Below are 12,347 nucleotides of genomic sequence, written 5' to 3'. Positions count from 1 at the left end.
GTCGGAAAACGATCATATATACCCGAGAAGTCAGTTCCCTTCGCGCCAAGTTACCGGGTGCTAGGGCGCCGGTAGTTGCGCTGGGCGGTGGGTGCGCCGTCGTCGTCTATATTAACCGCAGTGTGGACGCCGCCGCAAGAGCTCGACGCGTGGGCAGGCAGCCACACGGCACCTCCGCCGGGTCACCAAATTCGCAAAAGTGCACTTATTTGAATGCACTTTCGCTGATTTAGTGACCCGAACCCAGTTATCACAGCCCTAACCCCTCTAACCGCAACTTCAGCTGCCGAGAATTTCTCGTAATATCGCCCCAATCCGCACGAATCACGGTCCACCCCAGTTTCTCCAAATCCCGCTGACGGGCGCGCTCGTTGCGAATTACGTCCCCGGGGTTTCCCAAGTCACCGCTGTATTTATGTTGCCCATCTACCTCCAAAATTAGCTTCTTTTTCCGCCACAGAAAGTCCACGCGGTAGGTCTTCCCACCGGCAAATACAAATTCCCCCTGTTGCTCCGGCAGTTCCATTCCCCACTCATGCAAGAGGTTCCATGTGAGACTTTCTAATGGCGATTCGCACAATAAAGACAACCTGGAAGCAACTTTCACCGCTCGTTCTTGATGAACACGTCGAGGTTGCAAAAGTACCTCGGCTATCTCATCCGGCGTACATTTACGCTGGTGCAAAAAGTAATTTGCTATAGCAAGCACGCCACCGCTCGACGTCGTCTCTACGCAATCGCTCACGGTGTGCGCCGCGGCGGTCGTCATGAATCCATCAATCGGAGTTGCACTGTCGCATTGTTCAAAACGATTTCTATGTAATCGCAGGCCCGGGCGCGACCGCCCCGATAGCCCCGGTGTAGACACATGCAGTACCGACGGCGTCAGTAATAGTGGTGCACCGTGCCAAAGGGCTGCGGATTCATGGCTCAAAATGGGGCGACGCAGCTGCTTGGCTCGCACGACAAGACGAGCTTTAGGCTGGTCAAAGCGAGTGAGCTGACGGTCGAAACTGCTCAGCATGTAAATACCGTGAGCCATTTTCAGAAGCTCGCCATCGCGCATACCATTTTGGATCTGCTGGAAAGTGAATCCCCGGTCGATGAGCTCGGAAAGGGTGAGGATGTTGTTCATAAAATCTTGATTCATTCTTATAGTTTGATGATATTTAATAGCGTTTAGTGGTTTTTTATAAATCTGTGGATAACTTCTTCGCCTCCGCCGGGTCACTAAATCCGTAAAAATGCACTTATTTGAATGCACTTTCGCTGATTTAGTGACCCTGCCCCGGGAAAACGCGCTCCGGAACCTCCCCGCCCCACCGTTACATCGCCCCCTCAACAATCCGTAATACGCGTAGCATTTCCACTAAGTGACACATGAATCGCCCCCGGCTACCCGGTTCACGTACTATGAATCCAGCCGGCAATACCGGCACACCTCGATTTTTACTGGAGTTTTCGATGAGCCTGATTGTCCAAAAGTTCGGCGGGTCTTCCGTTTCTGATGCAGACGGCATCAAGCGGGTGGCTCGTCGCGTAGCGGACACATATAGGGCGGGCAACCAGGTTGTTGTAGTGGTCTCTGCAATGGGCGATACCACCGATGACCTGCTCGATCTCGCTGCTGAAGTCAGTTCCAACCCGGGTGCCTCCCGCGAATTGGACATGTTGTTGACCGCTGGTGAGCGCATCTCGATGGCGGCTCTTGCTATGGCAGTCAACGATTTAGGGGTGCAAGCAAAGTCTTTCACTGGCTCCCAAGCAGGCATGATTACCGACGGCATCCACGGTTCAGCGCGTTTGGTTGAAGTGAATCCCGATCGCATTCAGAGAGCGATTGATGAAGGTGATATCGCCGTCATCGCGGGCTTCCAAGGCATGAACCGGCAGACCGGGGACATCACTACCTTGGGTCGCGGCGGTTCTGATACCACCGCCGTCGCGCTTGCTGCCGCCTTGGGTGCGGACGTCTGCGAGATTTATTCGGACGTCGACGGCGTCTTCAGTGCCGACCCGCGCGTGGTCGCTTCAGCCAAGAAACTTGATGTGATTACCAGTGAAGAGATGCTGGAAATGGCTGCCAACGGTTCGAAGATTTTGCACCTGCGTAGTGTGGAGTATGCACGCCGTTTCAATTTGAAACTTCACGTGCGTTCTTCGTTCTCGCAACTTGAAGGCACTATCGTTATTCCTGATACCCCCGATGATTTTGTGCCCAATAACTTGAAGGAGATCCCTTTGGAACAGCCCCTTATTTCTGGTGTGGCTCATGACCGTAGCCAGGCGAAGGTTACTTTGATTGGTGTTCAGGACGTTCCGGGTTCTGCCGCTAAGGTGTTTGGTCTGCTCAATGAGGCGGATATTAACCTGGACATGATTGTTCAGAACGTTTCTACTGACCGCCCGGATGTCACCGATATTACGTTCACTCTTCCGCAGGATCAGGGTGATAAGGCGGTTGCTACGTTGTCATTGGCTAAGGACGATATTGGTTTCGCTGAGATTCAGTACACCGATGAGGTGGGTAAGCTTTCCCTCGTTGGCGCTGGCATGAAGGCTAATCCCGGTGTTTCGTTCAAGTTCTTTGAGGCTCTCTCTAGCGCGGGAATCAACATTCAGATGATTTCTACCTCGGAGATTCGTATTTCGGTTATCACCGAGTTGGAGAAGCTGGACGACGCGGTGCGCGCCGTTCACACCGCTTTCGATTTGGATACCGAAGGTGAGGCAACCGTTTACGGCGGTACCGGCCGATAAAAAGTTTTCGTTCCCTCCTAGAGCGATTATAGAAAGTGCGCGATTTCTCACGGGGGATCGCGCACTTTTGCGTTCGGGGTGTCCGTAGGATGGTTGGCATGCATGTTTTTCAGGACTCTTTGGCAGCTCCCCTGCGCCCGCTGGAGTGTGAGCAGTGGGAGCCGATGGCGCGCGCCCACGAGCGGCGTGCCGGCCGGTTTGCAGATCCTTTTTTGGATAGGCGCAATCGCGGTCAAAAGCATCCTGTAGAGGACTTCCTGTTCACTTATTACACGCTGAAGCCGGGTCAGTTTAAGAAGTGGCATCCGGGGGCGGGAGTGATTCTTTTAGACGCCCCCGAGTATGCTGCGCAGAAGTTTTATCGCCCCGCCACTGCCGTTGAACTTGAAGCAGCAGGGTTGGACGCCGCCCGCGCGTCGTCGTTAGAGAAGAGCGGGGAAGCGATGTTGGTAGATGTCGAAGCTTTCTTGGAAAAACGTGGCTCTGCCGTGGAGTTCACCCGTGAAATCCTCGGCAATACTGCCACCAAGCCGGGGTTCTTTGGGTGCTTTGGCATGCACGAATGGGCGATGGCGTATAAGTCTGAGGAGAACAATATCCGCCACGAGTACCTGCAGTTACGCTTGGGTTCTGAGGGTACGAACCAGGTGGTAGAAAATAACCGAATTCGTTGTTCGCACTTTGATGCTTTCCGCTTTTTTATGCCTCAGGCAACCGATAAGAACGAGCTTCAGCCCACGCGCGAGCAGCAACGTTTTATGGAGCAACCCGCTTGTTTGCACGCGAATATGGACGTTTATAAATGGGCGTATAAGCTTCTGCCGCTGGTTGATTCTGAGTTGCTCATGGATTGTTTTGAGCTTGCCTGGGAGATTCGCGAACTCGATATGAAGGCAGCTCCTTACGAGTTGCGCGATTGGGGTTATGAACCGATTGAGGTGGAAACCCCTGCAGGCAAAGCAGAGTATGTGAAAATTCAGCGTGGTTTTTCCGAGCGGTCGGTTCAGTTGCGTCGTCGCTTAGTGAAGGTGCTCGACGACGCCTGGACGGCGTCGGGGACTGAGCAGGTTCGCGCCTAGTAGACGTGTACGCGCGTCTTTCGGTCCTTGCGTTCCCTGCGTTTTTTGAGAACCCAGAAGATAGCCAAGACGACCAGCACAAGGAATCCCGCCACTAGCACCGGTAAGAAGATAGCGGCAACAACTAGCAGGATGGACGCACCGTCCTCCGCCGTTGACACTACGGGTGCCGCGAGACCTGCTGAAGCGGTGTTCAGAATAGGTCTCGCTCCCATTTTGAGCAAGTGAATCACTAGCGCAATCACAATACCTAGAACGATTGAAATCCATGCGCCGGAGTGGGCGTAGGCGGCAGGGTCCGTGACTGTATCGATTCCCCCAACGTTCACGCCGGCAATCTGAGAAACAGCGGTGGAGCCAAAAACGATTCCGCCCGAGGTGGGGCGCACGATGCTCTGAATCATGTCGTTGAATGAATCAATGGCTGGAATTTTATCTGCGACTATTTCAAGCAAAAGCAAGACGCCGAGAATAGCCAAGACCCAGCCGTTTGAAAGCCACGCGTACCCCGGCCCCAGGTCAACCACCGAGGTAAACCGATCGAGCAAACCAACTGCCAGCAAGGGCACATACGCATTCAAACCGGCGGAGGCCGCCAACCCAGTTCCCGTGAGAAAATCCATGCCTTCATCATAGGTGGGTGCGTGGCAAACTCGATAGAGTGGGTATCAACACGTCCTAAAATCAACCAGGAGTAAAGATGTCTGAGCAAGATTCCATGCCTCTCGCAGAAGTTGCCGAGTACCTGGGAGTTTCTGACTACACGGTGCAGTCTTGGGCTGAGGACGGCGGATTAGAGCGCGCCGAAGGCAACCCTTTCTGGTTTACCCGCGAATCAGTTGAGGCTTTGAAGAAAGACCTGATGGGTCGCAAATTGCAGTCCTTTGATTTGCTCAATAAGTTCAACGAGCGCCCCGGTGCTGACGGGCAGGGTTAAGTAACATGTCGGGGTGTGTCTGCCTCGGTGAGACCGGTCTAGGTGTGCACTATCAAGGTGAGCTAGGATAAGTAACGGCTCACATGTAGTTTCTGCACACCAAGGAGTGCCTGCCAAATGGCCCGTATCGTAGTTGATGTAATGCTCAAGCCCGAAATTCTTGACCCTCAGGGCAAGGCAATCGCAAATGAGCTTCCCAGAATCGGTTTGAATGAGTTCACCGATGTTCGCCAGGGTAAGCGCTTTGAGCTCACCGTAGAGGGCGAAGTAACCGAAGAGTTGCTGGCGCAGGCTCGCAAAGCGGCTGAAGAGTTGCTCTCTAACCCTGTGATTGAAGACGTCGTTAACGTTTCAGCGTTGGAGGACTAATCCATGGCAGAATCACTCTCCGCTACTGAAGTTCCCTTGGTGGGTGACTTCTCTCAGACTCCCTCCAACGATTCCCTCAAAGACGTTCGTGTGGGCGTTATTACATTCCCCGGCACCCTGGATGATCGCGACGCTTCTCGTGCGGTCCGCGCAGCCGGTGGCACCGCCGTCGAGCTTTGGCACGACGACGCCGACTTGAAGAACGTTGATGCAGTCATTATCCCCGGTGGTTTCTCCTACGGTGATTACCTGCGCGCTGGTGCTATCGCCGCTAAAGCTGCTGTGATGAGCAAGGTCATCGACGCCGCTCAGTCTGACAACGCCTTGCCCGTGCTGGGCATCTGCAACGGGTTCCAGATTCTGACCGAATCCCACTTGTTGCCCGGTTCCATGATTAAGAACGATCACCGCAAGTTCATTTGCCGCGATCAGATTCTGCGCATTGACAACAATGAGACTCCCTGGACTTCCGAGTTCGAAAAGGGCCAGGAAATCGTGGTACCGCTCAAGAACCAGGACGGCCAGTACGTTGCCGAGCAAAAAGTTCTGGACGCTCTTGAAGCTGAAAACCGCGTCGTCTTCCGCTATGTGGGTTTCAACCCCAACGGTTCACGCAATGACATCGCGGGCATCACCAATGCGCGCGGTAACGTCGTCGGTCTCATGCCCCACCCCGAGCACGCTATCGAAGCTGGCTTTGGCCCCTCGTCCTCTGGCTTTGGCGATGTTGATTTGCGCGGTGGCGCAGACGGTCTAGGTATTTTCACCTCGGCTCTTCACAACATCATCAACGTAAAGTAACAGCCGCTTTTGGCGATTAAAAGGATTGACTAAACACATGAGTGAAAAGCAGTTCAACCTGGATACCGTTGAGCACGCAGCGGCTACACCAGACACCGAACTTCCCTGGGCTGAACTCGGCCTCAAAGAAAATGAGTTCAACGACATCGTAGAACTGCTAGGGCGCCGCCCCACCGCAGCCGAGCTGGCTATGTACTCGGTGATGTGGTCTGAGCACTGCTCCTACAAGTCTTCGAAGATTCATCTCAAGCAGTTTGGCCAGAAAGTCACTGACGAGATGAAGAAAGACCTGATGGTGGGCATGGGCGAGAACGCCGGTGTAACCAACATTGGTAATGGCTGGGCTGTTACCTTCAAGATTGAATCGCACAACCACCCCTCCTACGTTGAGCCTTATCAGGGTGCAGCAACAGGCGTGGGCGGTATTGTTCGTGACATTATTTCGATGGGTGCACGCCCGGTAGCTGTGATGGATCCGCTGCGTTTTGGCGCTATCGATCACCCTGATACCGCGCGTGTGGTTCCCGGGGTTGTCTCCGGCGTGGGCGGCTACGGCAACTCGCTGGGTCTGCCTAACATTGGTGGTGAAGTTGAATTCGACGAGTGCTACCAGGCAAATCCGCTAGTCAACGCACTGGCTGTTGGCATTATGCGCCACGAAGACATTCGCTTGGCGAATGCTTCAGGTGTGGGCAACAAGGTGATTTTGTTCGGTGCTCGCACTGGCGGCGACGGCATTGGCGGCGCCTCGGTTCTGGCGTCTGAGTCATTCGATGACACCAAGCCCTCCAAGCGCCCTGCCGTTCAGGTGGGCGACCCCTTCGCCGAGAAGGTACTCATTGAGTGCTGCCTCGAACTCTTCAAGGGTTCAGTGGTTGAGGGCATCCAGGATTTGGGTGCAGCGGGTATTTCCTGCGCGACCTCCGAGTTGGCATCCAACGGTGAAGGCGGCATGCATGTTGACCTCACCAAGGTACTGCTACGCGACCCCACCCTGACTCCCGGCGAGATTCTGATGTCAGAATCCCAGGAGCGCATGATGGCGGTTGTTACCCCTGAGAAACTCGCTACCTTCGAAGAAATCATGAAGAAGTGGGATGTCGAATATTCCGTTCTGGGTGAAGTAACCGACACCGGCCGCCTCATTATTGAGTGGGACGGCGAGGTCATCGTTGATGTTGACCCCAAGACTGTAGCTCACGACGGCCCCACCTACGAGCGCCCCTACGCCCGCCCCGAGTGGCAGGACGACGTCCAGGCTAACCACTTCACCGGTTCTGACGCCGACGACGCACGACCCGAGGGCGCTGAGCTTGCCAAGGCGATTTGCGACTTCATGGCTTCGCCCAACCTCTGCGATAAGTCCTGGGTCACCAACCAGTACGACCGCTACGTTCAGGGCAACACCGCCCTCTCGCAGCCCGATGATTCCGGTGTGATTCGCGTGGATGAAGAAACCGGTGCCGGTGTGGCATTGGCTACCGATGCGTCTCCTCGATACACTTACCTGGATCCCTACGAGGGCGCCCGCGCCTCCTTGGCTGAGGCATACCGCAACGTCTCCACCGTGGGCGCACGCCCCGTAGCTGTTTCTGACTGCCTGAACTTCGGTTCCCCCGAAGATCCCGATGTCATGTGGCAGTTCGTCGAGGCTGTTCGCGGTATCGCAGACGGTTGTATGGAATTGGGCGTTCCCGTCACCGGCGGTAACGTTTCGCTCTACAACCAGACCGGTGGCAAGGCCATTAACCCCACCCCGGTTGTGGCAATGATGGGCGTGATGGACGACGTCACCCGCCGCACCCCTTCTGGCTGGCAGAAGAACCACGACGGCCAGGCAATCTACCTGCTCGGCACCACCGCCGACGAATTGGACGGCTCCGAATGGGCACGTTTCAAGGGTCATCTGGGCGGTTTGCCTCCTAAGGTTGATCTGGCAGTTGAGAAGGAACTGGGCGACATTTTGGTCAATCTGTCTCGCGACGGCATGATCGATTCAGCTCACGACGTTTCCTCCGGTGGCCTCATCGCTGCTCTTTCTGAGGCATGCTTGCGCTTCAACGTGGGCGCACGCATTGGCTTGGGCGAGGTTGCGGAGCGCGACGGCGTCGACACCTTCACCCTGCTCTTCTCAGAGTCTATGGGTCGTGTGGTCGTTTCTGTTCCTCGCTCCGAAGAGGTTCGTTTCAAGGATATGTGCACCGCCCGCAACTTCCCCTTCGCCCGCATCGGTGTTGTGGACGCGGAGTCCGGCGAGTTGGCTATTCAGGGCGAGACCACCGTGAAGCTCGACGAGCTACGCACCGCTTGGTCTGCCACTATGCCGGATCGTTTCGGTGAGGTAGCGCAGGGCTAGTTGCTCAGAACTAACTGCTAGTCAAAGTGGCGTTCTGAGGTGCATTTTTACACCTCAGAACGCCACTTTGACTGTGTTTTAGGTTTTAGCTTTCAGGCACAGCGTGCCCGCAGAATCTCCGCCGTCATTTAGCGGTACTGGTTGAAAGCAAGCCACTGCTTGCGCTCACGCATCTTACGGAAGAACTCGTTGGAGGGGCGCAGGAACATGTAGACAATCGCACCGACGCACAGCAGTCCGCTGATGGTCGAAAGGGCGGCAATACCCATCGGAACGTCCAACAATGCTGCCAGGGGAAGACTTAATATACCGAAGGCTCCAAAGACCATCAGAATGGTGAGCACAATGCGCGCCCAGTTAGCGCCGCGCAACATGAAGACGGTGAACATGATGGTTAGTGCGTATTGAATGACAGCCCAAATCGCACCTGCCCACATGATCATGCGAGTGAAGCTCTCCATATCTTCGCTGCTCAGGCCCGAACCGCTGAGATCTTCTTCGGTAATCCCAGCCTGCTGCATGAGAGCATCCGGGTTCGAGAGTTGCAAAATGGTAGCAATAATCCCCAGCAGAATCGTGCCGTAGATAAAGTAGCTAGCAATCTTCAAGGTCTTAGGAGTGGCAGGTTTCTCGGGCTCTACACCGTTGTTGTACCCCATTGCTCCTGCGTAGGACGGCGGCTGGTTAGGTACAGGGTAGCCGTTAGAGTTCTGGGTTCCGTTAGGCTGCCCGTAATTGCCCTGCTGGTAATTTCCCTGCTGCCCGTAGTTGCCGGCGTATGAGGACTGCGCGCCGGGGTTCTGAAATCCGGGGTTCTGCGCACCTGAGTTGTGCGGTGCTGAGGCATGGGAGCCTGCGTTGGTACCGTTTAGGTTGCCGTAGTTATTGTTATCAGAGCTGGGGATTTGCCCGTAATCGTTCTGGTCGCTCATGTCACTCCTTAGGACGTTCGATGCGTGGTTCTTTGGCCCTCGCGATTTTATGGGGACAAGTTTAATCCTATCGAAGTTCCCTTCGACTTAGCCCTCGAAAATTCCACGTGACCGATCTTTACGCACGGTTTCTGCAGCGAAGATACGGCCGCTCATCGAGATATAAACGCCCGGTTCCAAAAGGTTGAGGGCGGCGACGGCGGCACCGACGTTGAAGTCGGCGTCCGAGGTTCGCATGATAGCTGGCTGGATGGACCCGCAGAGAACTACAACCTTTTCGCTCAGGTCCGCATTTTCTAGCAGATAGCGGGCAGTCTCTGGCATGGTGTCTGTGCCGTGGGTAATGAGCACCCGGTCGCCGTCGACTTTGTTTAGGGCTTCGGTGAGGACGGCGCGGTCGGCGTCGGTCATGTCTAAGGAGTCGAGTTTAAGGATGGACTGTACGTCGAATTCAACGTCGGTGATAACTCGCGAGAGAATCTCCCGAATCCAGGGCTCACCAATCACCATTTCGGAGTCGAGGTTGTACTCTTTGTCGATGGTTCCACCGGTAGCGAGCACGGTGATGTGGGTGGCGTTGCGAATTGTCATGGTCGTCCTTTATACAGAGGGCTGGCAGGAAAAGTTTTAGATTTATCGTACAGCTGCATGGTCGCTCCCCCTAGTCGGTAAGTTTTTGCGCCAGAAGGCTTCCCGCTTTTTCGATGCGGGTACTAATCTTTTGGGCTTGTTTGTCTGAGCCGTTAAGTTCTTCGGCGGTGGCGAAGAGGCGGGAGGGCACGACGTCGGCGTCGAGGTATCCAAAGAGGGGTAGCAGGGCGTGGTCCAGTACCAGTGAGTGACGCCCGGTACCGCCTACTGCGGCGAGGAGAACAGGGGTACCTTCGATGTCGCCGTCTTCGGTGATGTCCCAAAAGAGTTTGAAGAGCCCCGAATAGCTGGCTTTAAAGACCGGTGTGATGGCAATCAGCGCATCTGCCGAGCGTACTGCCTCCAGCAGAGCTGCGAGTTCGTCGCCTGGAAAGCCATCGGAAAGATAGTCTGCGATGTCGTAGGTGAAGTTCCCCAGGTGAAAGGTTTGGTGGGTGATTTCGATTCCGGATTGTTGGGCGGCGGTGAGGGTGCAGTCGCGCAGGCGCTCCCCCATCATTGCCGAGGTCGAGTGGCGGGATCCGCCGCCGGTGAGTACCACTAGTTTTTTCGCCATGGTTCAACTCTAACCGGTGGGGCTTTCTTGCACCTCAACGAGTGAGAGGACTAGAGAATTAGCATCATCCAGGGAAGTCCGACTACTGCCCACACCAGTAGATTCACTACCGAGGCGATGAAGCCCACGCGGAACCATTCGCTGGTGGTCACGTATCCCGAACCGTAGATAACCCCTGCGGGGCCCGATGCGTAGTGGGTCAAACCGCCAATGAGGTTGCCGGCAAAACCGAGGATGAGCGCGGCGAGCATAGCGGGGGCGCCTGCGGCAACAGCAGTGCCCAAGAAGACCGAGTACATTGCCACAATTTGCGCGGTGTTGGATGCGAAGAAGTAGTGAACGTAGAAGTAGACCAGCACCAGAATCAGCAGGGCGATAGGCCAGGAGAACCCGCCTACTGCTTTCGCTGCGCTGTCGCCAATCCAACTAATAACGCCCAGATCGTTGAGATGCGTTGCCATGCCCACCAGCACCGAGAAGAAAATCAGGGTTGACCACGCCCCAGCGTTGGCTGCCATATCTTTCCAGGTGAGCACCTTGAACACCAACAAGACGGCGATGCCCAAGAACGCCGCCGAGGTTGCGTCCACCCCAATAGTTGATCCAAGCACCCAGAGCGCCAGCAACAGAATGAAGGTTGCTAACATGACCCATTCGCCACGGCTCATGGGGCCCATTTCTTTAAGCTGTGCACTGGCTTGGGCAGGAGCGTCGGGCGTTTTTTTGAGGGTGGGTGGGTAGATTTTGCTCATTGCCCAGGGCATCACAATCAGTGCGGCAAGACCGGGTACGAGCGCGGCAAGTGCCCAGCCGCCCCAGGTGATATGCGCGCCATTTTCAGCAGCGAATTTGACGGCAAGCGGGTTGCCCGCCATTGCGGTCACGAACATGGCTGAGGTGATGGTGTTGACCTGCACCGACGTCAAGGAAAGGTACGATCCGAGCCGTTTGCGTGATTCGTCGCTGGTGGGTTCTGACCCATTCACCGTTGCCAGAGATTTTATGATGGGGTAAACCACGCCACCTGCGCGGGCGGTGTTGGACGGCGTTGCCGGTGCCAGAATGAGGTCGGTTATCGCCATGCCGTAGGAAAGCCCAAGCGAAGATTTACCCAGGATGCGCACGAACATCAGAGCAATGCGCTTACCTAGGCCGGTGAGAAGAAAACCGTCTGCAATAAAGAACGCGGCAACAATCAGCCAAATCGTGGAGTTACCAAACCCCTGGAGCGCTTCTTCCTTGGCAGTCATAGTGCCGGTAATCATTGCCACTGCCAGCCCAATGATTGCTACCGATGCTGTGGGGAGTGGCTGCAGAATCAGACCGAGGATGGTCCCCACAAAGATAGCCGCCATGTGCATACCGCGTGGATCCACACCTTCCGGTGGCGGAATGAAGTAGAGGGCTAGAGTCACGATGACGATGGCGGCAATTTTACCTGCCATTGCAGATCGTGGGTGGTGGCGGGGCGTGAGATCCTTTGCGGGGATCATCAGGCGGGGGCTCATTGCTGGCTTCTCTCGCTACAGAGTGAGGGCGGACGAGCAGAGCTGCGTCCTTCTTTTCACCTCCTATTATTCCACCGTGACGAGGTACTCCCCCAGCGCATTAGCCGTTCTTTTCCTCTCGGGCGCGTGGTGGCGCAGAAAGCCAATGGTTTATGAAACAACATGACGTTTAGGTCAGTTTCACTTTTTACCCTGCCCTACATTGAGGTGCGCAAGAGGGTCAACTTTCCCGGGAAAAGTTGACCCTTTTGCGCACCTCAACGATAGAGAGAGGAGTTGTTACTTAGTCCAACCGCGCTTGAGCCAGGTGTTGGGTGCCTGGTTGACGTGAACTGGCCCCCGAAAGTTGGACTGGTTTTATTCTAGGCGGTTAGAGGCTTTAGGGTCTGGTTCCGGTA

General features: G+C 55.4%; 12 protein-coding genes. 6 read left to right on the top strand and 6 right to left on the bottom strand.

Annotated features, from left to right (window positions below; translation table 11 throughout):
* Window positions 1-250 precede the first annotated feature (250 nt).
* A complete protein-coding gene (locus tag ACFR81_RS00995; protein ID WP_068168528.1) occupies window positions 251-1,135 on the bottom strand; it encodes a DUF559 domain-containing protein in 885 nt (294 codons plus the stop codon).
* 329 nt (window positions 1,136-1,464) lie between these two features.
* Between ACFR81_RS00995 and ACFR81_RS00990 the strand changes: the two genes are divergently transcribed.
* Both ACFR81_RS00990 and ACFR81_RS00985 read left to right on the top strand, forming a co-directional pair.
* Window positions 1,465-2,760, top strand: a complete 1,296-nt coding sequence (locus tag ACFR81_RS00990; RefSeq protein WP_068168530.1) for an aspartate kinase — start codon at window positions 1,465-1,467, stop codon at window positions 2,758-2,760.
* A 98-nt stretch (window positions 2,761-2,858) separates the two neighbouring features.
* Window positions 2,859-3,839, top strand: a complete 981-nt coding sequence (locus ACFR81_RS00985; RefSeq protein ID WP_377148592.1) for a 3-methyladenine DNA glycosylase — start codon at window positions 2,859-2,861, stop codon at window positions 3,837-3,839.
* Here the strand turns inward: ACFR81_RS00985 and ACFR81_RS00980 are convergent.
* A complete protein-coding gene (locus ACFR81_RS00980; RefSeq protein ID WP_343876277.1) occupies window positions 3,836-4,462 on the bottom strand; it encodes a DUF4126 domain-containing protein in 627 nt (208 codons plus the stop codon). The genes ACFR81_RS00985 and ACFR81_RS00980 overlap by 4 nt on opposite strands.
* A gap of 77 nt (window positions 4,463-4,539) precedes the next feature.
* On the opposite strand from ACFR81_RS00980, the gene ACFR81_RS00975 reads away from it, so the two are divergent.
* The 4 genes from ACFR81_RS00975 to purL all read left to right on the top strand — a co-directional run bounded on the left by ACFR81_RS00975 (window position 4,540) and on the right by purL (window position 8,302).
* Window positions 4,540-4,776, top strand: a complete 237-nt coding sequence (locus ACFR81_RS00975; RefSeq protein ID WP_343876276.1) for a helix-turn-helix domain-containing protein — start codon at window positions 4,540-4,542, stop codon at window positions 4,774-4,776.
* Between the two features lie 117 nt (window positions 4,777-4,893).
* On the top strand, window positions 4,894-5,145 hold the full coding sequence (gene purS, locus ACFR81_RS00970; RefSeq protein ID WP_145175326.1) for a phosphoribosylformylglycinamidine synthase subunit PurS: 252 nt from the start codon (window positions 4,894-4,896) through the stop codon (window positions 5,143-5,145).
* A gap of 3 nt (window positions 5,146-5,148) precedes the next feature.
* Window positions 5,149-5,946, top strand: a complete 798-nt coding sequence (gene purQ, locus ACFR81_RS00965; protein WP_068168545.1) for a phosphoribosylformylglycinamidine synthase subunit PurQ — start codon at window positions 5,149-5,151, stop codon at window positions 5,944-5,946.
* A 37-nt stretch (window positions 5,947-5,983) separates the two neighbouring features.
* A complete protein-coding gene (gene purL / locus ACFR81_RS00960) occupies window positions 5,984-8,302 on the top strand; it encodes a phosphoribosylformylglycinamidine synthase subunit PurL (protein WP_343876275.1) in 2,319 nt (772 codons plus the stop codon).
* Window positions 8,303-8,430: 128 nt separating this feature from the next.
* On the opposite strand, the gene ACFR81_RS00955 is transcribed toward purL, so the two are convergent.
* The 4 genes from ACFR81_RS00955 to ACFR81_RS00940 form a co-directional block, all read right to left on the bottom strand.
* The gene (locus ACFR81_RS00955; RefSeq protein ID WP_343876273.1) at window positions 8,431-9,234 is read right to left on the bottom strand and encodes an MATE family efflux transporter; all 804 of its coding nucleotides are present in this window, start codon (window positions 9,232-9,234) and stop codon (window positions 8,431-8,433) included.
* 87 nt (window positions 9,235-9,321) lie between these two features.
* Window positions 9,322-9,825: an asparaginase domain-containing protein gene (locus ACFR81_RS00950; protein ID WP_068168553.1), complete on the bottom strand. Its 504-nt coding sequence runs from the start codon at window positions 9,823-9,825 to the stop codon at window positions 9,322-9,324.
* 70 nt (window positions 9,826-9,895) lie between these two features.
* Window positions 9,896-10,441, bottom strand: coding sequence for a CE1759 family FMN reductase (locus ACFR81_RS00945; RefSeq protein WP_343876272.1), 546 nt, complete (start codon window positions 10,439-10,441; stop codon window positions 9,896-9,898).
* Window positions 10,442-10,491: 50 nt separating this feature from the next.
* The gene (locus ACFR81_RS00940) at window positions 10,492-11,886 is read right to left on the bottom strand and encodes an anion permease (protein WP_343876325.1); all 1,395 of its coding nucleotides are present in this window, start codon (window positions 11,884-11,886) and stop codon (window positions 10,492-10,494) included.
* Window positions 11,887-12,347 lie beyond the last annotated feature (461 nt).

Origin of the sequence: Rothia amarae (assembly GCF_042677725.1) — a bacterium.
Classification (GTDB): domain Bacteria; phylum Actinomycetota; class Actinomycetes; order Actinomycetales; family Micrococcaceae; genus Rothia; species Rothia amarae.
This window is presented reverse-complemented; position numbering and strand designations above follow the sequence as displayed.

Bases quoted from the DNA above. Each gene is read 5' to 3' on its own strand.
- ACFR81_RS00975 (WP_343876276.1), top strand. From the start codon at position 4,540: ATGTCTGAGCAAGATTCCATGCCTCTCGCAGAAGTTGCCGAGTACCTG.
- purQ (WP_068168545.1), top strand. From the start codon at position 5,149: ATGGCAGAATCACTCTCCGCTACTGAAGTTCCCTTGGTGGGTGACTTC.
- ACFR81_RS00990 (WP_068168530.1), top strand. From the start codon at position 1,465: ATGAGCCTGATTGTCCAAAAGTTCGGCGGGTCTTCCGTTTCTGATGCA.
- ACFR81_RS00940 (WP_343876325.1), bottom strand. From the start codon at position 11,886: ATGGCAGGTAAAATTGCCGCCATCGTCATCGTGACTCTAGCCCTCTAC.
- ACFR81_RS00950 (WP_068168553.1), bottom strand. From the start codon at position 9,825: ATGACAATTCGCAACGCCACCCACATCACCGTGCTCGCTACCGGTGGA.
- purL (WP_343876275.1), top strand. From the start codon at position 5,984: ATGAGTGAAAAGCAGTTCAACCTGGATACCGTTGAGCACGCAGCGGCT.
- ACFR81_RS00955 (WP_343876273.1), bottom strand. From the start codon at position 9,234: ATGAGCGACCAGAACGATTACGGGCAAATCCCCAGCTCTGATAACAAT.
- ACFR81_RS00945 (WP_343876272.1), bottom strand. From the start codon at position 10,441: ATGGCGAAAAAACTAGTGGTACTCACCGGCGGCGGATCCCGCCACTCG.
- purS (WP_145175326.1), top strand. From the start codon at position 4,894: ATGGCCCGTATCGTAGTTGATGTAATGCTCAAGCCCGAAATTCTTGAC.
- ACFR81_RS00995 (WP_068168528.1), bottom strand. From the start codon at position 1,135: ATGAACAACATCCTCACCCTTTCCGAGCTCATCGACCGGGGATTCACT.
- ACFR81_RS00980 (WP_343876277.1), bottom strand. From the start codon at position 4,462: ATGGATTTTCTCACGGGAACTGGGTTGGCGGCCTCCGCCGGTTTGAAT.
- ACFR81_RS00985 (WP_377148592.1), top strand. From the start codon at position 2,859: ATGCATGTTTTTCAGGACTCTTTGGCAGCTCCCCTGCGCCCGCTGGAG.